The 19,458-nt window shown below is 71.0% G+C and carries 23 protein-coding genes; 14 read left to right on the top strand and 9 right to left on the bottom strand.

All coding sequences use genetic code 11. The features are described from left to right. Positions 1-7: 7 nt before the first annotated feature. The 4 genes from G4D86_RS22065 to G4D86_RS22050 all read right to left on the bottom strand — a co-directional run bounded on the left by G4D86_RS22065 (position 8) and on the right by G4D86_RS22050 (position 2,889). Positions 8-361 (bottom strand): NIPSNAP family protein, encoded by a 354-nt coding sequence (locus G4D86_RS22065; RefSeq protein ID WP_163995943.1) that lies wholly within the window; start codon positions 359-361, stop codon positions 8-10. A 51-nt stretch (positions 362-412) separates the two neighbouring features. Beyond that, entirely contained in the window at positions 413-1,258 is an 846-nt protein-coding gene (locus G4D86_RS22060) for an SDR family oxidoreductase (RefSeq protein WP_163995942.1), read from the bottom strand. A gap of 90 nt (positions 1,259-1,348) precedes the next feature. Next, positions 1,349-1,978 carry a TetR/AcrR family transcriptional regulator gene (locus tag G4D86_RS22055; RefSeq protein WP_163995941.1) on the bottom strand — a complete coding sequence of 210 codons (630 nt, stop codon included), beginning with the start codon at positions 1,976-1,978 and terminating at the stop codon, positions 1,349-1,351. Positions 1,979-2,031: 53 nt separating this feature from the next. After that, a complete protein-coding gene (locus tag G4D86_RS22050; protein ID WP_163995940.1) occupies positions 2,032-2,889 on the bottom strand; it encodes an SDR family NAD(P)-dependent oxidoreductase in 858 nt (285 codons plus the stop codon). A gap of 71 nt (positions 2,890-2,960) precedes the next feature. Between G4D86_RS22050 and G4D86_RS22045 the strand changes: the two genes are divergently transcribed. Then, positions 2,961-3,674, top strand: coding sequence for a TetR/AcrR family transcriptional regulator (locus G4D86_RS22045; RefSeq protein WP_163995939.1), 714 nt, complete (start codon positions 2,961-2,963; stop codon positions 3,672-3,674). Between the two features lie 6 nt (positions 3,675-3,680). Here G4D86_RS22045 and G4D86_RS22040 read toward each other — a convergent pair whose 3' ends face one another. Then, the gene (locus G4D86_RS22040; protein WP_163995938.1) at positions 3,681-4,322 is read right to left on the bottom strand and encodes a helix-turn-helix transcriptional regulator; all 642 of its coding nucleotides are present in this window, start codon (positions 4,320-4,322) and stop codon (positions 3,681-3,683) included. 176 nt (positions 4,323-4,498) lie between these two features. Here G4D86_RS22040 and G4D86_RS22035 point away from each other — a divergent pair, with 176 nt between their 5' ends. The 6 genes from G4D86_RS22035 (at position 4,499) to G4D86_RS22010 (ending at position 11,125) form a co-directional block, all read left to right on the top strand. Continuing rightward, positions 4,499-6,919: a DNA polymerase domain-containing protein gene (locus tag G4D86_RS22035; protein ID WP_205519683.1), complete on the top strand. Its 2,421-nt coding sequence runs from the start codon at positions 4,499-4,501 to the stop codon at positions 6,917-6,919. Positions 6,920-6,926: 7 nt separating this feature from the next. Continuing rightward, positions 6,927-7,814, top strand: a complete 888-nt coding sequence (locus G4D86_RS22030) for a hypothetical protein (protein ID WP_163995937.1) — start codon at positions 6,927-6,929, stop codon at positions 7,812-7,814. Positions 7,815-7,895: 81 nt separating this feature from the next. Next, entirely contained in the window at positions 7,896-8,729 is an 834-nt protein-coding gene (locus tag G4D86_RS22025; protein WP_163995936.1) for a vWA domain-containing protein, read from the top strand. A gap of 9 nt (positions 8,730-8,738) precedes the next feature. After that, positions 8,739-9,287, top strand: a complete 549-nt coding sequence (locus G4D86_RS22020) for a protein phosphatase 2C domain-containing protein (RefSeq protein WP_163995935.1) — start codon at positions 8,739-8,741, stop codon at positions 9,285-9,287. Next, positions 9,272-9,520 carry a PP2C family serine/threonine-protein phosphatase gene (locus G4D86_RS22015; RefSeq protein WP_163995934.1) on the top strand — a complete coding sequence of 83 codons (249 nt, stop codon included), beginning with the start codon at positions 9,272-9,274 and terminating at the stop codon, positions 9,518-9,520. The genes G4D86_RS22020 and G4D86_RS22015 overlap by 16 nt, the downstream gene beginning before the upstream one ends. Continuing rightward, the gene (locus G4D86_RS22010) at positions 9,521-11,125 is read left to right on the top strand and encodes a phosphotransferase (RefSeq protein ID WP_163995933.1); all 1,605 of its coding nucleotides are present in this window, start codon (positions 9,521-9,523) and stop codon (positions 11,123-11,125) included. Positions 11,126-11,134: 9 nt separating this feature from the next. On the opposite strand, the gene G4D86_RS22005 is transcribed toward G4D86_RS22010, so the two are convergent. Further along, positions 11,135-12,298 carry an FIST signal transduction protein gene (locus tag G4D86_RS22005; RefSeq protein ID WP_163995932.1) on the bottom strand — a complete coding sequence of 388 codons (1,164 nt, stop codon included), beginning with the start codon at positions 12,296-12,298 and terminating at the stop codon, positions 11,135-11,137. 121 nt (positions 12,299-12,419) lie between these two features. Continuing rightward, positions 12,420-13,268 (bottom strand): helix-turn-helix domain-containing protein, encoded by an 849-nt coding sequence (locus G4D86_RS22000; RefSeq protein WP_163995931.1) that lies wholly within the window; start codon positions 13,266-13,268, stop codon positions 12,420-12,422. A 90-nt stretch (positions 13,269-13,358) separates the two neighbouring features. Here G4D86_RS22000 and G4D86_RS21995 point away from each other — a divergent pair, with 90 nt between their 5' ends. Continuing rightward, complete coding sequence (locus G4D86_RS21995; RefSeq protein WP_163995930.1) at positions 13,359-13,766, top strand: DUF3224 domain-containing protein; 408 nt, start codon at positions 13,359-13,361, stop codon at positions 13,764-13,766. A gap of 66 nt (positions 13,767-13,832) precedes the next feature. Then, positions 13,833-14,276 (top strand): GFA family protein, encoded by a 444-nt coding sequence (locus tag G4D86_RS21990; protein WP_163995929.1) that lies wholly within the window; start codon positions 13,833-13,835, stop codon positions 14,274-14,276. Here the strand turns inward: G4D86_RS21990 and G4D86_RS21985 are convergent. After that, complete coding sequence (locus G4D86_RS21985; protein WP_163995928.1) at positions 14,273-15,553, bottom strand: RNA polymerase sigma factor; 1,281 nt, start codon at positions 15,551-15,553, stop codon at positions 14,273-14,275. The two genes, G4D86_RS21990 and G4D86_RS21985, sit on opposite strands and share 4 nt — an antisense overlap. 96 nt (positions 15,554-15,649) lie before the next feature. After that, entirely contained in the window at positions 15,650-16,066 is a 417-nt protein-coding gene (locus G4D86_RS21980) for a hypothetical protein (protein WP_240360395.1), read from the bottom strand. Between the two features lie 219 nt (positions 16,067-16,285). On the opposite strand from G4D86_RS21980, the gene G4D86_RS21975 reads away from it, so the two are divergent. The 5 genes from G4D86_RS21975 to G4D86_RS21955 all read left to right on the top strand — a co-directional run bounded on the left by G4D86_RS21975 (position 16,286) and on the right by G4D86_RS21955 (position 19,455). After that, the gene (locus G4D86_RS21975) at positions 16,286-16,807 is read left to right on the top strand and encodes an SET domain-containing protein (protein ID WP_163995927.1); all 522 of its coding nucleotides are present in this window, start codon (positions 16,286-16,288) and stop codon (positions 16,805-16,807) included. A gap of 47 nt (positions 16,808-16,854) precedes the next feature. Continuing rightward, entirely contained in the window at positions 16,855-17,277 is a 423-nt protein-coding gene (locus G4D86_RS21970) for a PaaI family thioesterase (RefSeq protein ID WP_163995926.1), read from the top strand. A 142-nt stretch (positions 17,278-17,419) separates the two neighbouring features. Continuing rightward, positions 17,420-18,565: an aspartate aminotransferase family protein gene (locus G4D86_RS21965; RefSeq protein WP_163995925.1), complete on the top strand. Its 1,146-nt coding sequence runs from the start codon at positions 17,420-17,422 to the stop codon at positions 18,563-18,565. Positions 18,566-18,621: 56 nt separating this feature from the next. Continuing rightward, the gene (locus G4D86_RS21960; RefSeq protein WP_163995924.1) at positions 18,622-19,080 is read left to right on the top strand and encodes a GNAT family N-acetyltransferase; all 459 of its coding nucleotides are present in this window, start codon (positions 18,622-18,624) and stop codon (positions 19,078-19,080) included. Positions 19,081-19,164: 84 nt separating this feature from the next. Then, positions 19,165-19,455 carry a hypothetical protein gene (locus tag G4D86_RS21955; RefSeq protein WP_163995923.1) on the top strand — a complete coding sequence of 97 codons (291 nt, stop codon included), beginning with the start codon at positions 19,165-19,167 and terminating at the stop codon, positions 19,453-19,455. Positions 19,456-19,458: the final 3 nt, after the last annotated feature.

The raw sequence follows: 19,458 nt of genomic DNA, 5'->3' as shown, positions 1-19,458 counted from the left end.
TGGCGCGTTAGCGTGACAGGTCCGCGCCCGTCCGCCGCAGGTCCTGGATGGTGGCTTCATCCACCTCGAGCATCACCGAGGTGAAGCTCTCGATGAAGGCGAGGATGGCCTCGCGAGGCCCCTTGCGCCACTCGTCGCTGCCGTAGAAGGCGTCCTGGCTGCGGTCCCGGTCCGCCACGCTGTCGTAGGCGCGGATGAGGAAGTACGAGACGTCGTCCTGCGGGGACGGGCCCGCGGAGACGACGTCCACCTTCCAGCGCTTCAGCATCGGCAGGGCCTCGCGCAGGAAGAGGTCGTGGAAGGACTGCCGCGTTCCCGGCTTCAGGTTGTACGAGCGGACTTCAATCCAGCGTCGGGCCATGAGGCAAACCTAGCCCCGGACGCGGGTGGAGTGCATGCGCGGGAGCGCCGCTCAGGAGTACGCGGCGCGGTGCTCCTGGCACCACTGCTCGAAGGTGTGAGCCGGGCGGCCGGTGACGCGCTGGACGTCGTGCTTCAGGATGCCGCCGTTGCCGGACCGGATGGCGGTCCACAGCTCCATCAGCCCCTCCACCATCCACTCGGGCGCTCCGGACTTGCGGACGTTCTCCCCCGCGACGGTGACGGGCACGTCCACACACTGGATGGGCTTGCCGAGGACGCCCGACAGGATGCGCACCTGGTCATGCGCGCTCAGCAGCTCCGGCCCGGTCAGCTCGTAGATATGCCCCTCGTGGCCGGGGGAGGTGAGTGCCACCGCCGCGACCGCCGCGATGTCCTTCGGGTCGATGGGTGCCACCCGGCCATCCGCTGTCGGAGTGAACACCTTCCCCTGCGCGCGGATGGGCCCGCTCCACTGGAGCGCGTTGGACATGAACGAGCCCGGCCGGAGGAAGGTCCAGGCCATGCCCGACTCCTCGATGAGACGCTCCTTCTCGCGATGCTGCCGGCCCATCCGGCTGTTCCCCGAGGTGCCCAGCGAGGAGACCTTCACCACGTGCCGGACTCCGGCCCGTCGTGCCTCCTCGATGAGCATCGGGTCCGCCGTGTCGCCTTCGCCGGTCAGCAGGGTGACCATGAACAGGCGCTCTACGCCCTGCACCGCGCGCTGGACGGTGGCGCGCTCACCCAGGTTGCCGATGATTCGCTCGATGCGGGCATCCAGGTGGGCCACCTTCCGCTCGTCGCGCGTGACGATGCGCAGCGGCGCTCCCTGCGCCGACAACTGCTGGACCAGCTCACTGCCGATGTTTCCCGTCGCTCCGGTGATGAGGATCATCTCTCGCTCCTGGCTGCATGTGGACTTCGTAATTGAATGGTCAATCATTAATGGTGCATGAAGAAGGCGTGGGTACCGCCTCGTCGGCGGTCAGCGCCGGGGAGGGCGCTCGGGGGCCAGGCCCACCCAGAGGGAGTGGACCACGCCGCGCACATACGCCTGCTGCGCGGAGGGCTGCTTGCGCACCTTGTCGACCACCACCTGCAGGAAGTTGTGGTGCCACAGGGCGCCGATGAAGGTCTGCGCGACGATGTCGAAGTCGCCGTCGCGAAGTCGTCCCAGCCGGGCCTCGGCGGCGAGGTAGTCCGCCACCTTGCGCGTCCTCCTCGCGGCGCGCTCCGAGGCGCTCGCCATGGGGTGCTGGGTGCGCGGGCCCTCCTCGGCGTCCTGGCGGTTGCTCCAGGCCATCATCGTCGTGGGCGTGAAGCTGGAGAACTGCTCCAGCAGGTGCGTGCCCAACTCCACGAGCGTGTCCTCGACGCTGCCCTTGCCCACCCGGGCGTCCAGGTCGATGGGGAGCAGGTGCTCGGGGTCTCCCTGCGGCGCCATTGCCGCGCGGAAGAGCGCCTCCTTCGTCTTGAAGCGCTTGAAGAGGATGCCCGGGGAGACCTTCGCGCGCTCGGCGATTTCCAGGCTCGTCGCGCGCATGCCGCGCTCGAGGAACACCTCGCGCGCGGCCTTGAGGATGTCTTCGTCCTGGATGGTGACGGGCCGGGCCATGATGGATTATTGACTGGTCAATATCCTAATGAGGCCGGCCGGGCCCGTCAACGCTATCTGCGGGCGGGAGCCGCGCCCGGGGCGAGCGTAGGCGTCGCGGGGGGGCGGGGCTTCATCATCCGCGCGGCGACGCGGAGGATGAGCGTCCTGGAGAAGATGCGGGGCAGGGAGGACTGGATGCGGTTGCGCCAGCCCGGAATGACGGAGGCGCGACCCTGCTCCAGGGCCCGCAGGCCCTCCGCGGCCACGGCCTCGGGCGTGGCCATGGGGCCCACGGCCGCGTCGCGAGTGCCCACCACCTCGAAGAAGCCCGTCTCCACGGGGCCCGGGCACAGCGCGAGCACGCGCACGCCGCGCTCGCGCGTCTCGCCCCACAGGGCCTCGGTGAAGGAGAGGACGAAGGCCTTGGTCGCCGCGTACACGGCCATGTACGGCACCGGCTGGTAGCCGGCGATGGAGGCCACGTTGATGATTCCGCCCGTCCCGCGAGCGAGCATGGCGGGCAGAAAGAGGTGGGTGAGGTCCATCAACGCGGTGACGTTGAGCATCACCTGCTCGTGCTCCCGCTCGAAGGGATTGGCGTCGAAGGGCCCCAGGGAGCCGAAGCCCGCGTTGTTGATGAGCAGGTCCACGGGCAGGCCGCGCGCCTCGCACGCGGCATGGAGCTGGCGCGGGGCATCCGGGCGGCTGAGGTCCGTGGCGAGCACCTCGGCGCGGATGCCGTGCGCCGCTGACAGCTCGGTGGCCAGCGCGCGGAGCTTGCCCTCCGAGCGCGCCACCAGGACGAGGTCCAGGCCGCGCGCGGCCAGCAGGCGGGCGAAGGACTCGCCGATGCCACCGGACGCACCGGTGATGAGGGCCCGGTGGCCCGGGGAGAGGACGGAGGAGGGACGGGGATTCGGAGCGGTCATGTGCTAGAGAATGTGAGCGCGAACTCACGTTCTCAACTCGCCTACTGCTCGCGTTCGGCCAGGAGCCCTCCATGACGTCCAGCACCCCGCTCCCTCCTCGGAGGAAGCCTCGCCAGTCCCGTGCGCAGGCGACGTGTGACGCCATCATCACCGCGACCGCTCAGATTCTCGTCAGGGATGGGTACGACGCCGCGAGCACCAACCACGTCGCGCGCGTGGCGGGCGTGAGCGTGGGCTCGGTGTACCAGTACTTCTCCAGCAAGGAGGCGCTGGTGATGGCGGTGATGGACCGCTACCGGGCGGAGGGACTCACCGACCTGGAGGAGGGCTTCGCCCGGGTGTCCGGCGCGACGCTGCGGGAGGCGCTCCAGCTGCTCATCCGCCAGTTGCTCGCGACGAAGGCCGCCAACCCGCGGCTGCACCAGGTGCTGGCGGAGCAGCTCCCCCGGATGCGGCAGCTCCAGCAGGTGGACCCCTATGCCGTGCGCATGCTCCGGATGGTGCGCACCTTCCTGGAGCCGCACGCCCGGACGCTGCGTCCACGGAGCCTGGACATGGCCGCCTTCATCATCTTCAACACCGTGGAGTCGCTCACCCACGCGGCGCTGGCGGACCGCCCCGAGTACCTCGCTCGCGAGGACTTCGCGGACGAATTGTGCGCGCTGGTGATTGGCTACCTCCAGCCGGAGCGGGAGGAAGTGAAGCGCGGCGGGCGCCCACCGGTGCGGGCACCCAGGCCGGCCCCCGTCGCCGCCCGCAAGGCGCGGTCCTCCCGGAAGCGGTAGCCCCCGTTACGGCACGGTGCGCAGCACCTCGGCGTGGGTGATGCGGTCCAGCCGGAAGGGGCGGCGCTCGTCCTTGTCCAGCTCGACGGCGTCGATGCGCGTCTCGTGCCGGTCCATGATGACGGACATGATGCGCACGTCGCGCTTCGTCTCCAGGTAGTTGCCGTCCACGTAGGTGATGCGGATCGGCTGCTGCTCGAACCACGCGCGCTCTATCGCCTCGCGCACGGCCTTCTTCGCGGGGAGCGACGGCACGCCGAGGAACGACAGCTCCTTCAGCCGTGTGAGCAACTCACGCTGCGCGGACGTGGACAGCGCGGAGCGCACCTTGTCGAGCGCCGACTCCAGCGTGTCGGTGAAGGGCATCAGGCGCATGTCGATGGCGAAGCGCCCCAGCGCGACGACGAGCGCGGCCTCGCGCGCGGTGAAGTTCACCGGCGGCAGGCTGTAGCTCCGGTCCAGCGCGTAGCCACCTCCGCGTCCGCGCTCGGCGGCGACCGGCATCGCCGCGGCGCGCAGGGCATCCAGGTCCCGATAAATCGTCCGGATGGTGACGCCGAAGCGCTCGGCGAGGGTCTCCGCGGTGACTCCCGTGCGGCGACCCCGGAGGTATTCGGCGAGGGCGAAGAGACGCTCGGTGCGCTGCATGGCGAGGAAACCTGACATACCACTGTCACACCGGTGCCTCAAGATGACACTCAGCCACCCCCGCGCGGGGCCTTCCCACCTTGCATCGCGAGCACGGAGCGGGTTGCATCATGAGCGTTCTCGACGGTCACCCGCGACTGGGCCTTGCCCCTGCAGCCACCCTCATGGCCAACCCGATGGAGGATGAGTGGCTCTGGGGCTGGGACCCGACGCCGGGCATCGTCTCGGTGTGGGCGGAGCCCGACGGTCGCGCCTTCGTGTGGCGGAGGCCACCCGGCGGGGGTGGGCTGGTGCGCGAGGACGTGCGCTTCCGTCCCTGGCTCCTCCTGTCCTCGCTGGAGGACCTGGCGCACCTGGGGCCTCGGCTCCGTCCGGAGAAGGAGGGCCCCGGTCCGAATGTCGTGACGTGGGAGGAGCTGGAGGGACCGGGCGCGCTGCGCTACCTCGTCCGCGCGAATGACGGACGCGCGCTGTCGGCGGCGGTGCTGCACGGGGCGTCGCGGCGCCTGGGGCGTCCCTTCGGGCACCTGCGTGATTTGGACGCGAACACGGCGCTGTCGCTGCCGCCCGAGGAGCAGTACCTCACCGCCTCCGGGCGCACGTACTTCCGCGACCTGGCCTTCGACGATTTGCGCCGCCTGCAGTTCGACCTGGAGACGACGGGCCTGGACGCGGAGAAGGACCGCATCTTCCTCGTGGCTCTCAGAGACCCGGCGGGCGGGACGGAGGTGCTGGACGCGCGGGGCGACGACGATGCCGCCGAGGCGGACCTCATCCAGCGGTTGATGGAGCGCATCCGCGTCCATGACCCGGACGTCATCGAGAACCACAACCTGCACGGCTTCGACCTGCCCTTCCTCGCGCGACGCGCGCGGTTGCTGGACGTGCCGCTCTCACTGGGGCGCGCGGGCTCTCCAGGACTGCGCCAGCGCCCGGCCTCGCGCGGGGCCGCGGTAGGACGCGGAACGGGGGGGCGCTCGGACGCCATGCGCCGCAGCCGGTACACCGTGCCGGGCCGCGAGCTCATCGACACGCTGGACGCCGTGCTCCGGCACGACTTCTCCGCGAGGGACCTCCCTGGCCACGGGCTCAAGGTGGTGGCGAAGCACCTCGGCCTCGCCGGGCCCGAGCGCGAGCTCATCCCCGGAGCGAAGGTCCACGAGGTCTTCCTGAAGGACCCGGAGCGGGTGAAGCGCTACGCCCGCGACGACGTGCACGAGGCCGCGGGTCTCGCGCGCCTGCTCGGTGGCGCCGCCTTCGCGCTGGCCCGCATGGCGCCGCGCCGCTACGAGCGCCTCGCGGACGCGGGGCCCGCCACCGGTGTGCTGGACCCGTTGCTGGTGCGCGCCTACCTGCGCGCGGGGGCGGCGCTGCCCGCGCACGAGGCGGGAGACGGCACGTCGCACAGCGGCGCGGCGCTGCACCTGTTCGCCACCGGCGTCGCGCGGCACATCGTGAAGGCGGACGTCGCCAGCCTGTACCCGTCGCTGATGCGCCAGTACCGCATCGGCCCGAAGCGGGACAGGCTCGGCGCGCTGCTCGCGATGGTGGAGCGACTGGTGGACCAGCGGCTGGCCGCGAAGGCGAAGGCGAAGGCCGCGCCCCCCGGCTCGGCGGAGCGCTACACGCACGAGGCGCTCTCCGCGGCGATGAAGATTGTCGTCAACTCGGCCTATGGCTACCTGGGCGCGGTGGGGCTCACGCGCTTCTCGGACGTGCATGCCGCCAACGAGGTGACGCGGCACGGGCGCGAGGTGCTGGCGCTGCTGTGCCGTGAGCTGGCGCGGCGGGGCGTCACGCTGCTGGAGGCCGACACGGACGGCGTGTACTTCGCGGTGCCGGAGGACTGGCGCGAACTGGACGAGCGGCGCGTGGTCTCCGAGGTCGCCGCGCTGCTGCCGCCCCGAGTGAAGCTGGAGTTCGACGGGCGCTACGCGGCGATGCTGTCCCACGAACCGAAGAACTACGCGCTGCAGCCGTATGACGGGGCGCTCGTGCTGCGGGGCGTGGCCTTCCGCTCCAGTCGGGCGGAGCCCTTCGGCGAGGACTTCCTGCGCCGCGCGCTGCGCTGCCTGCTGGCGGGCGACATCCCCGGTGTGCGCGACGCCTATGTCTCCACGGTGATGGCGCTGCGCAGGCGGCAGGTCCCCACCTTCGAAGTGTCCTCGCGGGTGCGGTTGACGAAGAGCCCGTCGCAGTACCTGGCCATCCGCGAGCGCCGGCGCGAATTGTCCTACGAGGCCATGCTCTCAGGTGGGCGGAAGGACTGGGCCGTGGGCGAGCGGGTGCGCATCTACCGCGCGATAGGTGGCCGCGCGGGTCTGCTGCCGGACCCCGAGGACGACAGCGCAGCGAGCAACACGGCTGCCGCGCGCGACTACGACGTCGAGTACTACGTGCGCCTGCTGCGAGAGACGTTCGCCGCCCGGCTGGTGCGCGCGCTGACGCCCGAGGACTTCGCGACGGTGTTCGACGACCCCGGCCAGCCGTCCCTCTTCGCGCCGCTGCTCACGAATTCGCGGCCGGTGCTCACCGTGGTGCTCGACCCTCGGAGCGTGGAGCCGGCCGAGGGCGGTGAGTCCCCGCCCGCGAGCTAGTCGCCCCATGGCCGCCGTGTCCTTCTCGGACGGAGTCGCCGTGGACGCCGACACCCTCGTCGTCGGCGCCACCGAAGGGAGTGCTTCCCGCATCCACCTGAAGCTCGCGGACACGTGGCTCACGCACGACGTGGCGCACGACTCCATCACCTCCGTGGCGCACCACCACGGCCTGGTCTGCGCGCTGGGAAGGCACGGCCTGGTGACATGGGTGGGGGAGTGGGGACGGCCCCTGACGCCCTGGCGCATCCGTGGCCGCTTCCGCGAGTACGTCATCACCGAGGCCGAGGCGCGCGGCCCGCTGGAGCGCGTGCGCGCGGTGGACGGTGCGTTCTTCGCCTGCGGCCGGGGCGGGCAGGTCTACCGCGTGCAGTCGGGCTCCTGGCTCCGGCTGGAGCGGGGCCTGGACCCCTGGCGGGAGAATGCCTTCCTGGACCTGGACGGCGTCGCGCGGGATGACCTCTACGTCGTCGGCTTGGATGGCGTCGCGGCGCACTTCGACGGCTCGCGCTGGCGCTACCTGGAACCGCCAACGCGCGCGCACCTGTATGCCGTCCGCTGCCTCTCCCGGGGCGAGGTGGTGGTGGCGGGCGCGGAGGGCGCGCTGTTCCGGGGAGGTCGGCGCGGATGGCGCGCGCTGCGGCATGGCGCGCCGGGGGAGAGCTTCTGGTCCATCTGCCCCTTCGGCCGGAAGCTCTACCTCACCTCGGGGCTGCACGGCCTCCACGCGTACGCGCGGGGCACCTTCACCAACGTGACGCCCGGCGGGGCGCACCGGCCGCTGACCCATCGCTTGGACGCCGCGGGTGACGTGCTGTGGTCCGTGGGGCCGCGCAGCCTGCTGCGCTTCGACGGCACCGCGTGGTCGGAGAGTGCCTTCCCGGAACCTGCGTGAACCCGCGCTCCGGACTATTGGCCCGGGCCCGGCTGCACTACGCTTTCGGCCCCTGCCATCACGGCTTGCTCGAAGGAGACCATGGCGTACTCGGCGGAGATCAGCCGGACAAACCCGGCGTGCATCCTCATCCTCATCGACCAGTCCGGCTCCATGGAGGAACCGTTCAGCGGCTCCCAGCGGCGCAAGGCGGACGGGGTGGCGGACGTCACCAACCGGCTCCTGCAGAACCTTGTCGTCCGGTGTGCCCGCGAGGAGGGCATCCGCGACTACTTCCACCTGGGCGTACTGGGCTACGGCGGAGAGGTGGGGCCTGCTTTCCGGGGGCCGCTCGCGGGGCGGAGCCTCGTGCCCGTCAGCGAGATTGGCCACGCCCCGGCTCGGCTGGAGGAGCGCACGCGCGAGCGTGAGGACGGGATGGGCGGGCTGGTGCGCGAGAAGGTCCGCTTCCCCATCTGGTTCGAGTCGGTGGCCAACGGCGCCACGCCCATGTGCCAGGCGCTCGGCCGCGCGACGAGCCTCGTGGGGGACTGGGTGCGCCGGTATCCCGACGGCTTCCCGCCCATCGTCGTGAACATCTCCGACGGTCAGCCCACCGACGGAGACCCCACGGCGGTTGCGTCCGAGTTGCGCGGGCTGCGCACCACGGACGGCGAGGTGCTGCTGCTCAACGTGCACCTGTCCGCGCACGCGTTCACGCCCATCCAGTTCCCCAGCTCGGACGCGGGGCTGCCGGATGCGCACGCCCGGCTCCTCTACGGACTCTCCAGCCGGCTGACGCCGGGCATGCTGTCGGCCGCGCGCGAGGAGGGGCTCCAGGTGGGCGAAGGCGCGCGGGGCTTCGTCTTCAACGCGGACATCATCTCGCTCATCAAGTTCCTGAACATCGGGACGCGCCCGAGCAACCTGCGCTAGGGGACGTTCGTGCGCATCCGCCTCGAAGCCGTCTCGCTGCAGAAGGCCGGGAACCAGCCCTCCGAGAACGAGGACGCGTACGCCCCCGAAAGCGCGGGCGCGTCCCGAGGTGCGGGCGCTTCCGGTGTCGCGCCATTCCTCGCGGCCGTCGCGGATGGCGCGACGGAGAGTCTCTTCTCCGGCCATTGGGCCCGGCTGCTGGCGGGCGCCTTCGCGCGCGGCGAAGTTCCCGATGCGCAGGGGCTCCTCGCCGTCCTCCCCGAGCTCCAGCGGCAGTGGCACGCGCACGTCGGCGCGAAGCCGCTGCCCTGGTACGCGGAGGAGAAGCTCCGCGAGGGCGCCTTCGCCACGCTCCTGGGTGTGCGGCTCTCGGAGCAGCCCACGGTGGACTGCTCCGGCACGTGGGAGGCGCTCGCGGTGGGGGACTCGTGCCTCTTCCAGCTGCGTCGCGGCGGGCTCCTGCGCAGCTTCCCCTGGAGCAGTCCGCCGCGTTCGGCTCCACCCCGTTCCTCCTCTCCACGCATGTGCACCAGAACGGACGCGTGGGCGCACAGGTGAAGGTTGCCTCGGGAGACCTGCGGGACGGCGACACGCTCTTCCTGATGACGGACGCGCTGGCGTGCTGGTTCCTCGCGGAGCACGAGCGCGGCCTGTCCCCCTGGACGGAGCTCCCCGGCTCGCTGTCAGGAGAGGGCAGGGCCGCGTTCGAAGCACTCATCGACCGGCTGCGCGCGCGGAAGGCCATCCGCAACGACGACGTGACGCTCCTCCAGCTCTCCGTGGAGAAGTGAGTGAAGCTCCCTTCCGACAGTGACTACCAGGCGGCCATCCAGCACCCGCACCAGGCCTTCGCGGACCCGGAGCTCCAGGCGGCCGTGCCGGAGCTGGTGGAAGCGGGGGCCCTGGCCGGACTGCCCCGGCCCCGTGCGGGGAACTTCGCCACCGTCTACAAGCTGAACCATGGCGAGCGCGCCTTCGCGGTGCGCTGCTTCACCCGGCCCATCCAGTCAGACCAGCCGGCACGCTACGCGGAAATCATCCGGCACCTGTCCGCGAACCGGATGCCGTGCGCCGTGGACGTCACCTTCCTCGACCGGGGCATCCAGGTGCACGGGGACTGGTTCCCCGTCGTGAAGATGGAGTGGGTCCAGGGCGAGTCCCTGGCCCGCCACGTCGACAAGCACCACGCGTCGCCCAGGGCGCTGTTCAACCTGGCCGCCGCCTGGGTGGAACTTCAGGCGGACCTGCGGCGCGTGCGGGTGGCCCACGGGGACTTGCAGCACGGCAACGTCGTCATCGCTCCCGAAGGGCTCCGGCTGGTGGACTACGACGGCATGTTCGTCCCCGCCCTCGCCGGGCGCCGGAGCCATGAGCGCGGGCACGCCAACTACCAGCACCCGGACCGCGCTCCGGACTTCTTCAATGAGCGGCTGGACCACTTCTCAGCCTGGGTGGTGTGGGCCTCCCTCGTCGCCCTGGCCCACGAGCCCGCGCTCTGGGCGCGGTTCCAGGGCGGTGATGACTGCCTGCTGTTCCGCAAGAAGGACTTCGTCGAGCGCCAGCGCTCCCCGCTGTTCCAGGCCCTGCTGTCCTCCCCCCACGAGCGTGTGAGGGCGGTGGCGTCCTTCCTGTTGGACTCGCTCCTGACGCGCCCCCCGCACGAAGTGCCTCCCCTGGACGCGCCGGCCCTCGCCGGCCTCCAGGTGCCTGCTGCCGCGGTGGGCCCACGAAGCGCGGCGAAGGCGGCGCTGCCTCCGGGGAAGGCGCCTGCCGCGGTGCCGGCGCCCACTGCCGCGCTCGAGGTGTCGCGCTTCATGGTCCCCGCCCCCGCGTCCGCGTCCGCGCCAGTGCCCGCCGCGGTGCCGGTGGAGGACCGCCGGGTGGCCAACGGCTTCCTGCTCGCGGGCGGCCTGTCCGCTGTCCTAGGCGTCGCCCTGTCTCCCGCGTGGTGGGTGGGGCTGGGCCTCACGGGCGGCCTGGGGTGGGTGTGGGCGCGCTCCGCGTTCCATCGGCAGGCGGCCCTGAAGCGGCACGGAGAGCTCCAGGCGTCGCTCGCCACGACGCAGCGGGAGCTGGCGGAGGCAGAGGCCCGAATCCAGCAGTTGATGGAGAAGCGCGCCCGTCGCGAGAAGGAGCTGCACTCCCTGGGCGCGGAGGTCCTGGCCGGCATGGAGGACCTGGAGCGCCCGCGCAGCGCGCCCTCGCTCGCCCTGGCGCTGAAGTCGCGGACCACGAGCCTGGAAGTGCTGGGCCTGGAGCTCGTCGCGGCCCGGCGCCAGTGCGCCAACCTCCACTGGCGGCGCGAGGAGCTGGAGCGCGAGCTGGCCTCGCTCGGCATCGTCCAGTTCAGCCGCTACCTGGCGCTGCTGCTCAAGGACAGCCAGGAGGCCACCTGAGCCCCGGCGTCACGGCGTGGCGCCGAGCACCAGCGCCGTCAGCGTCGTGTTGATGTGGAACCCCGAATAGATTTCGAAGTGCACGTTGGAGCCCACGGCGGGCGGCGCGTACCGCAGCGTGTCCGCGAGCGCGGGCGCCAGGCCCAGCGAATGCGCCATCCCCATCCGCGCGCCGCAGTGGAACAGCAGTGCGGCCTGGGGCCGGGAGACGCGGCGCGGAACCTCCTCGGTGAAGAAGCGCCGGGTGGAGTCCACCAGGTCCCCCAGCCTCATCAGCTCCAGCTCCGTGTCCTCCTCCAGGAGGTTGGCGAAGAGGATGGAGCCGTCCTCCAGCGGCTTCCACGGTGAACGCAGGAAGTACTCGCGTCCCACCTTGAGCGCCGTGGGACGCAGCGAGAAGCCGCGCGGCTTGCCGAACTCCAGCTCGTCCACGCCCACGCCGAGCAGCTCCGCGTACCGGCGGGCCGCCGGCTGGCCGTCGATTTCCAGCGCGCGCGTGTGCGTCTCGTCCACGCGGGTGATGCGCAGCAGCTCCCCAGTGGGCACGTACCAGTGCGAGCGCATGGCGGCCCAGGGCGCCTGGGTGTGGAGGAGTGCAATCCAGGCCGCGTCGGTGACGACCTCTCCGTCCACGTGGAGCAGGGCGGACTGCTTCGCGGGGTCCGGCTCGTGGTCGCTCGCGCCGCCGCCGACGAGCACCAGCCCCTGGTTGCGCTCCAGCAGGCCGAGCAGCAGTTCCTCCTTCTTGTAGCGGTAGCCATCGTCCATGACGACGCCCACGTACCGCCGCGGGTCCAGGTCCTCCTGGCGGACGCCGAGCTCCTGACACGCGCGCCGCATGGCCTGTCTCCCGGCGGCGAGCGCATCCATCGACAGTCCCAGGCCCAGCCCCAGGCCCACCTCGAAGTCACCGGACAGCGCCCCCATCACCACGGAGCCCGAGTGGATGCCCCGGTTGTCCAGCTCCCCCGCCGTCGTCGCGCCCACCAGCCGGGTGCCCTTCGGCAGCCGCTCGCGCACGGCCCGGTTGAGGGCGTGCTGGTCGCGCTCGCGCGAGGCGAAGAGGGTGACGAGCTTCGGGGTGGGGCCGAAGAGCTGGGACACCAGCTCCTCCGCGACGGCGACCGGGTCCTGCTGGGCGGACCGGGCCGTCTGCATCTGGATGCGGGGCATGAAGGGGGGCGTTCCTGGAGCCAGGGGACGGGCGACGACTGGGAGCAATCGTCGCCTCAATCAGGCCCGATTGAAAATTTGCACCTGTCCTGCTTGGCGAGCACCTGGGGCTTCTCGGGGCTCAAGCGCCGGAAAAGCCGGTTCCCCGCCGTCCCGCTCTGCTCGCCCGCGCTTCGGCGACGTACCGGGCCGGTGGGCGGCCCACGACCGCTTTGAAGTCGCGGATGAAGTGCGACTGGTCGAAGTACCCCAACTCCAGCGCGAGGCTCGCCATGTCCGGCACGTCCGCGCGGGCGAGGCGCTCGGCGGCCTCGTGGAGGCGGTAGCGCTGGAGGACCCACTTGGGGCTCACGCCCACGGCCGCGCCGAAGCGGCGCTGCAGCTTGCGCGGCTCCAGCCCCGCGAGCGCGGCGACCTGCTCCATGCGGAGGATGGTCGGGTCCGCGGCGAGCCGCTCCACCAGGTCCCTCAGCCGGGCCGTCTCCTCGGGCAGCGGTGGCAGCCGCTTGCACAGGAAGTCCTCCGCGAGCACCACGCACCGCCGCGCGTCCGGCTCTCCGAGGATGGCGTCCCGCAGCGCATGGGCCTCCGGGCCGAACACCGTGCGCAGGCTCAGGCCCCGGTCGGTGATGCGCGAGAGCGGCGCGCCGAGGAAGGGCTGGAAGGCCGCCGGGCGGAACTTGATGCCGAAGACGCGGTCCTGGCCGCGCAGGTACCGTCTGAATCTGCGCGCCGTCTGCACGCCCATCACCCGGGCCCGTCCCCGCTCGAAGACCAGGTGCACACACGGGTGCGGCAGCGTCTCCGCCAGCACGGGCGGCTCGCCGCGCAAATCCCACCGCACCGCCCAGTAGTGCTGGACGAAGGGCTCCAGCAGAGGGGAGGGCGCGAAGCGCTCATGGGCAATCCGGCCCTCGGGCGCGCGGCGCTGGAGGACGCCACGGGGCGCGTCGCGACGGGGGCGGCTCACTGTCCGGCATTCTGGGCAGGTGTCGCGTTTTTGCAATCGCAGCGCGGCGCGAGGGCGTATCTGACGGGCCACTCAAGGAGTGAAGACGCCATGACGAAGCGCGCGAGCGGAGCATTCGACGTCAAGCTGTCCCCCATGGCCCCGGACGCGGGGGCCGAGGCCTCGGCGATTGGCCGGCTGGCCCTCGACAAGAAGTTCCACGGTGACCTGACGGCGACGAGCCAGGGACAGATGCTCGCGGTGAGGACGCCCGTCGAGAACTCGGCCGGGTACGTGGCCCTGGAGCGCGTCACCGGCAGCCTGCACGGCCGCACCGGGACGTTCGCCCTCCAGCACTCGGGGACGATGACGCGCGGCGTGTCCCACCTCGTCCTCACCGTGGTGCCGGACTCCGGCACGGGGCAGCTGGAGGGGCTCTCCGGCGCCATGAAAATCATCATCACCGGGGGCCAGCACGCGTACGAATTCGACTACGCGCTCCCCTCCGGTGAAACCTGACATAAGGCTGTCACGACGGGGGCCTAGAACTCTTCCTGTCCTTCACGCCGCACAGGAGAACCCGTCATGAGCGAGACCCAGACCCAGAAGACCTCCAGCAACCTGAAGACGCACGCGGGCGGCTGCCGGTGTGGCGCCGTGCGCTTCGAGGCCGAGCTGGACCTCACCGCGCCCGTCAGCCGCTGCAACTGCACCATCTGCACCAAGGTGGGGGCCACGAGCGTCGTGGTGAAGCCGAGCGCCTTCCGCCTGGTGTCCGGCGAGGAGAGCCTGGGCCGGTACAGCGAGGGGAACAGCCCCAACTACCGCGCCTTCTGCAAGAAGTGCGGCATCCAGGTCTTCGGCGGCGGCCACGTGCCGGAAATCGGCGGCGACTTCCAGAGCGTCTACGTCAACTGCCTGGATGACGTGGACCTGAGCGAGCTGACCGTCCGCTACTGGGACGGCCGCAACAACAACTGGGCCGCGGGCATGCGCGCCCAGCCGTGGCCCGTCCGCGCCCGGGCCTAGTGCCGCGCCCGGGAGGACTCGGCGCACGCCTCGGCGCGCTCCAGCAGCAGCTTGCGCTCACGTGCGTTGCGCGTGAGCGAGGCAGCGCGCTCGAACTCCTTCCGGGCCTCGTCGAAGCGGCCGAGCTTCGAGAGCAGATCGCCCCGCACGCTCGGCAGCAGGTGGTAGCTCTTGAGCGAGGGCTCCGGCAGCAGCGCGTCCACCAGCTTCAGCCCCTCCGCGGGGCCGAAGGCCATGGAGATGGCGACGGCGCGGTTCAGCTCCACGACGGGGGAGGGCATGAGCTGGACCAGCTCGCCGTAGAGCCCGGCGATGCGCGCCCAGTCCGTCGCCTCCGGCGTCCGCGCCCGCGCGTGGCAGGCGGCGATGGCGGCCTGCAGCACGTATGGGCCCCGGGGGGCGCCGCTCTGCTCGGCGCGGTCCAACTCGGCGAGCCCGCGGCGGATGAGGAGCTGGTCCCAGAGGGCGCGGTTCTGGTCGAGCAGGAGGATGGGCTCCCCCGTCGGGCCGGTGCGTGCCCGCATCCGCGACGCCTGGATTTCCATCAGCGCGACGAGCCCGTGGACCTCCGGCTCGTTGGGCGTGAGGCCGGCGAGGATGCGCCCGAGGCGGAGCGCGTCCTGGCACAGCTCCGGCCGCATCCAGTCATCCCCGGCGGTGGCGGAGTAGCCCTCGTTGAAGATGAGGTAGATGACGCCGAGCACCGACGACAGCCGCTCGGCAAGCTCGGGCCCGCGCGGCACCTCGAAGGGCACCTTCGCCTCGGCCAGCGTGCGCTTGGCCCGGACGATGCGCTGGGCGACGGTGGGCTCCGGGACGAGGAAGGCCCGAGCGATTTCGTCCGTCGTGAGGCCGCCGAGCAGCCGCAGCGTGAGGGCGACGCGCGCCTCGGACGACAGCACCGGATGGCATGCGGTGAAGACCAGGCGCAGCAGGTCGTCACCGACGTCGTCGTCGAGCGCCGCGTCCAGGTCTGGCGTGGACTGCTCCTGCCAGGCCTGCATCTCGTGGCTCAGCTCCTCGTGCTTGCGCTCCAGCCGCTGGTTGCGGCGGATTTCGTCGATGGCGCGGTGCTTCGCGGTGGCCATGAGCCAGGCGCCCGGGTTCGTCGGGACGCCTGACTTCGGCCACTGCTCCAGCGCGGCGACGAGCGCGTCCTGCGCCAGCTCCTCGGCGCGGCCGACGTCGCGCACGAAGCGCGTGAGGCCGGCGATGAGCCGGGCCGATTCGATTCTCCAGACCGCGTGAATCGCGCGCTGCGTCTCGGTGGCCGTCACGGCGCTCGACTTACGCAGGCCCGGCCATCCGTGCAAGGCCGGGCATGACGTCCCACCCGCGCCGTGCTCCTCACACACGCGGCGCGAGGACTCCGCTCACTTGCCCGGGCGGAAGCGCATGGCACTCCAGATGGAGTCGAGCGCTACCTGACGCACGCCCTGGATGCCCTGCTTCTCCAGGTGCCGCCAGAGGATGTCCCGGTTGAGGTCCGTGTCCAGCTGCCCCGCCTTGGGATACGCCACCCACGCGATGCGGTCCGCCTTCGCGGCCTCGATGAGGGGCGCGCACTTCGCGTCCACCTCGGCGAGGTTCTTCACGAAGACGAGCAGGCCCTCTGCCTTCGCGGAGGTGGTGGTCACCACGTCGTCGAGGTCCACACCCGCGGGCTTGCCGACGACGCGGGTCTTCATTCCGTCCTTGAGGTTCAGCTTCTTCGCGAGGCTCATGGCGGGGCTCGCCTCCCGTGCGAGCGTGCTCATGCAAAAGATGAAGTCGAAGGGCAGGAACAGCATGGCATGAGGTCTCTGTGAAGGGCCCGGGTCTGCGCTGCTTCCAGCCCTACGACGAACGAGCCTCAGGGAGATCGACACTCCGAATTTCCCGGGGCTTTTCGCCCGGGCAAGTGCGCGGAATCACAAGGGCCCCGTGGGTAGGAGACCTGGAGGCAATTGCGCGGGCGGCGGCCCCCGGTTAGAACTTGATTCTAGAATCAGATTCTAGAGGAGTCGCGCATGCTCGACATCCAGGGCTGGCTGAGGAGCGGGCTGTACGTGGCCCCCTCCGCCATCCAGGGCCAGGGGCTCTTCACCGACCGACCCATCGCCGAGGGTGAGCTCGTCATCCGCTGGGGCGGCCGAATCCTCCCCGCCTCGGTGCGCGACGCCGGAGGTGTGCGGGACCACACCTCGGTGGCCATCGCCGAAGGGGTGGTCATCGCGGCGCTGCCAGACCAGGAGTGCAGCCCCGACGACTTCATGAATCACGCCTGTGACTCGAACCTGTGGATGCACGACGCGCTCACGCTCTGCGCGAGGCGGCCCATCCCCGCGGGCGGCGAGCTCACGGCCGACTACGCGCTGTGGATGGACGCGGAGACGTACGTCATGCGCCGCGAGTGCAACTGTGGTGCACCGGCGTGCCGTCGCACCGTGACGGGCCGCGACTGGCGGCTCGCCGGCGTGCGGGAGCGCTACGCCGGCCACTTCTCGCCCTTCCTCCTGCGCAGGATGGCGCGCGAGACGGCCGCGGCGTGAGTCGAGCGCCCACGCAGAATCAGCAGGCAACGAAGGAGGGACACCCCATGGATGCGCTGTTGCAGCTCGGTCGACAGGTGCTCGGACAGCAGTCGTTCAGCACGTTGCTGGGAACGGAGCTGACCCATCTCTCGCCGGGCGATGCCGTGCTCGAGCTCCGCCTGAAGGACGACCTGCGCCAGCAGAACGGCTTCGCCCACGGTGGCGTGCTGAGCTACCTGGCGGACAACGCCCTTACGTTCGCGGGCGGCACGGCGATGCAGGTGCCCGTCGTCACCTCGGAGTTCAAGATCAACTACGTCCGCCCGGCCATCGGCGTCCGCCTCATCGCGCGCGCCCGCGCGGTGCACGCGGGGAAGCGCCAGGCCGTGTGCCACTGCGACATCTTCGCCCTCTCCGAGAAGGGCGAGACGCTGGTGGCCGTCGCCCAGGGCACCATCGCCGCCATGCCCCCGCGCGAAGAGTCCTGACCGAGGCATGCAGTGCATATGCATGAAGGCGGGCGGGTTGCTGGCATAGGAAGGTCGTCACTTGTGTTGCGAATGGGTCTGCATAATATGCGCGCCCATTCTCACCGCGGCCATGTGACCGCCAGGAGCTCGTTCCACTCCCATGTCCAGCCAGCCCGGCCTTCCGGCCCTGCTTCCGACCTACGCGCCCTATCCGTTTCCCATCCACCGGGGGGAGGAGGACCGCGTCTATGACGACCAGGGGCGGGCGTATCTGGACTGGTACGGAGGGCACTGCGTCTGCGCCACCGGCCACTCCCACCCGCGAGTGGCGGAAGCGGTGGCGGCCCAGGCCCGCGCGCTCCTGTTCTATTCGACGGCGGCCTCGCTGCCGGTGCGCGACGCCGCCGCGGAGAAGCTGGTGGCCTTCGCGCCCGAGGCCATGGCGTCGGTCTTCTTCTGCAACTCGGGTACGGAAGCCAACGAGAACGCGCTGAAGATTGCGCTGCTGCTGACGGGGCGGAAGCGGCTGGCCGCCTTCGAGGGTGGATGGCACGGGCGCACGCTGCTGGCGCTCTCCGTCACGGATGACCCGAAGCTGACGCAGCCCCTGGCGGACCTGCTGGTGCCCAAGCGGGTGCTGCCCTTCAACGACGTGGCCGCGCTGGCGTCGGCGGACCTGTCCGACGTGGCGGCGGTCATCGTGGAGCCCATCCAGTCCATGGCCGGGGTGCGCACTGCGAACGTCGAGTGGCTCCAGGCCCTGCGCCGCGCGTGTGACGCGAGCGGGACGCTGCTCATCTTCGATGAAATCCAGACGGGCATCGGCCGCACGGGCGCGCCATTCGCCGCCCAGCGCTTCGGCGTGACGCCGGACCTCATCACCTGCGCCAAGGCCATGGCGTCCGGTGTCCCCATGGGCGCGGTGCTGATGACGGCCGCGGTGGCGCGGGCCCTCAAGTCGGGAGACCTGGGCTCCACCTTCGGTGGCGGGCCGCTCGCGTGTGCCGCGCTGAGCGTCACCCTGGACATCCTGCGCGACGAGCGGCTCATGGAGCGCGCGCTCCACGTGGAGGCCCTGCTGCGCCGCGAGCTGGAAGGCACCGTGGTGCGACAGATTCACGGCGCGGGGCTGTTGCTCGGCCTGCGGGTGGGCCCGCGTGCGTCGGCCCTGCGCCAGCACCTGCTCGCGTCGAGCATCCTGGTGGGTGGCTCGCATGACCCCGAGGTGCTCCGCCTCATGCCGCCACTCAACGTCCGCGACGAGTCCGTTGCCGCGCTGGTGAAGGCCATCCGAGCGTTCCAGTAGCGGGGCTGTCGCGAAGACGGGTGGCGCGCGCATGGGCATTTGCATAGATGGGGGCCATGGCCCCCGTCACCTTCCGCATCGCCACTGTCGCCGACCTGCCCACCATCCTTGCGCTGCTCGCCGATGACGCCATTGCCCGCTCGCGCACGGGCTACAGCGTCGAGCCCACGCCGGCCGTGCGCGCCGCCTTCGATGAGATTTCCGCAGCATCGGACAACGAGCTCATCGTGGGCGAGCTGGCGGGCGAGGTCATCGCCACGCTGCAGCTCACGTACATCCCGGGCCTGAGCCGCGGAGGGATGCGGCGCGCACTGGTCGAGGCGGTGCGCGTGCGCGCGGACCTGCGGGGGCAGCGCATCGGCGAGCAGTTGATGGAGGACGCGATGGCCCGCGCCCGTGCGCGCGGCTGCGGGCTGATGCAGCTCACCACCGACAAGCGCCGCGCTGACGCCCATCGCTTCTACGCACGGCTGGGCTTCGAGGCGAGCCACGAGGGCATGAAGCGCGCGCTCTGACCGCGTCCCGGCTCCGAAGCGGGCCTGGAACTCTCCGGCGGCGCGCGGTTAGAGTCCCGGCCCCTTTCAGTGGAGTGTTCCAAGATGGAGTACCTGAAGAAGCTGGGGCTGGGGCTCGTGGTGGCCGCCGCCCTGATTGGCTACAAGTTCTATAGCAAGAGCAGCGCGAAGTCCGAGGTGCGCGAGCAGCTCGTGCAGATCTGCGAGAAGGACGCCGAGTGTCTCGGCAGCGTCGATCAGCACTTCGAGTCCTGCTTCGATTCGCACTACAAGCTCGGCGGGCGGCGCCGCGCTGGCGGGCTGGACAGCAGCGCCATGGTCTCCTGCATCAACGACAAGGCCGGCAAGGCGCTGTTCTCCGTCAGCGACGAGTAGTCC

The organism is Pyxidicoccus caerfyrddinensis (assembly GCF_010894405.1).
Lineage (GTDB): Bacteria > Myxococcota > Myxococcia > Myxococcales > Myxococcaceae > Myxococcus > Myxococcus caerfyrddinensis.
The sequence above is the reverse complement of the archived record's forward strand: the minus strand, read 5'-3'. Positions and strand labels throughout refer to the sequence as shown.

What these genes read in the sequence shown, in the direction of transcription:
- G4D86_RS22030 (WP_163995937.1), top strand. Translation starts at nt 6,927, where the DNA reads ATGGCCGCCGTGTCCTTCTCGGACGGAGTCGCCGTGGACGCCGACACC.
- G4D86_RS21975 (WP_163995927.1), top strand. Translation starts at nt 16,286, where the DNA reads ATGCTCGACATCCAGGGCTGGCTGAGGAGCGGGCTGTACGTGGCCCCC.
- G4D86_RS22035 (WP_205519683.1), top strand. Translation starts at nt 4,499, where the DNA reads ATGGAGGATGAGTGGCTCTGGGGCTGGGACCCGACGCCGGGCATCGTC.
- G4D86_RS22040 (WP_163995938.1), bottom strand. Translation starts at nt 4,322, where the DNA reads ATGCAGCGCACCGAGCGTCTCTTCGCCCTCGCCGAATACCTCCGGGGT.
- G4D86_RS21995 (WP_163995930.1), top strand. Translation starts at nt 13,359, where the DNA reads ATGACGAAGCGCGCGAGCGGAGCATTCGACGTCAAGCTGTCCCCCATG.
- G4D86_RS21980 (WP_240360395.1), bottom strand. Translation starts at nt 16,066, where the DNA reads ATGCTGTTCCTGCCCTTCGACTTCATCTTTTGCATGAGCACGCTCGCA.
- G4D86_RS22025 (WP_163995936.1), top strand. Translation starts at nt 7,896, where the DNA reads ATGGCGTACTCGGCGGAGATCAGCCGGACAAACCCGGCGTGCATCCTC.
- G4D86_RS22050 (WP_163995940.1), bottom strand. Translation starts at nt 2,889, where the DNA reads ATGACCGCTCCGAATCCCCGTCCCTCCTCCGTCCTCTCCCCGGGCCAC.
- G4D86_RS22060 (WP_163995942.1), bottom strand. Translation starts at nt 1,258, where the DNA reads ATGATCCTCATCACCGGAGCGACGGGAAACATCGGCAGTGAGCTGGTC.
- G4D86_RS22055 (WP_163995941.1), bottom strand. Translation starts at nt 1,978, where the DNA reads ATGGCCCGGCCCGTCACCATCCAGGACGAAGACATCCTCAAGGCCGCG.
- G4D86_RS22045 (WP_163995939.1), top strand. Translation starts at nt 2,961, where the DNA reads ATGACGTCCAGCACCCCGCTCCCTCCTCGGAGGAAGCCTCGCCAGTCC.
- G4D86_RS21990 (WP_163995929.1), top strand. Translation starts at nt 13,833, where the DNA reads ATGAGCGAGACCCAGACCCAGAAGACCTCCAGCAACCTGAAGACGCAC.
- G4D86_RS21955 (WP_163995923.1), top strand. Translation starts at nt 19,165, where the DNA reads ATGGAGTACCTGAAGAAGCTGGGGCTGGGGCTCGTGGTGGCCGCCGCC.
- G4D86_RS21965 (WP_163995925.1), top strand. Translation starts at nt 17,420, where the DNA reads ATGTCCAGCCAGCCCGGCCTTCCGGCCCTGCTTCCGACCTACGCGCCC.
- G4D86_RS21970 (WP_163995926.1), top strand. Translation starts at nt 16,855, where the DNA reads ATGGATGCGCTGTTGCAGCTCGGTCGACAGGTGCTCGGACAGCAGTCG.
- G4D86_RS22005 (WP_163995932.1), bottom strand. Translation starts at nt 12,298, where the DNA reads ATGCCCCGCATCCAGATGCAGACGGCCCGGTCCGCCCAGCAGGACCCG.
- G4D86_RS22065 (WP_163995943.1), bottom strand. Translation starts at nt 361, where the DNA reads ATGGCCCGACGCTGGATTGAAGTCCGCTCGTACAACCTGAAGCCGGGA.
- G4D86_RS21960 (WP_163995924.1), top strand. Translation starts at nt 18,622, where the DNA reads ATGGCCCCCGTCACCTTCCGCATCGCCACTGTCGCCGACCTGCCCACC.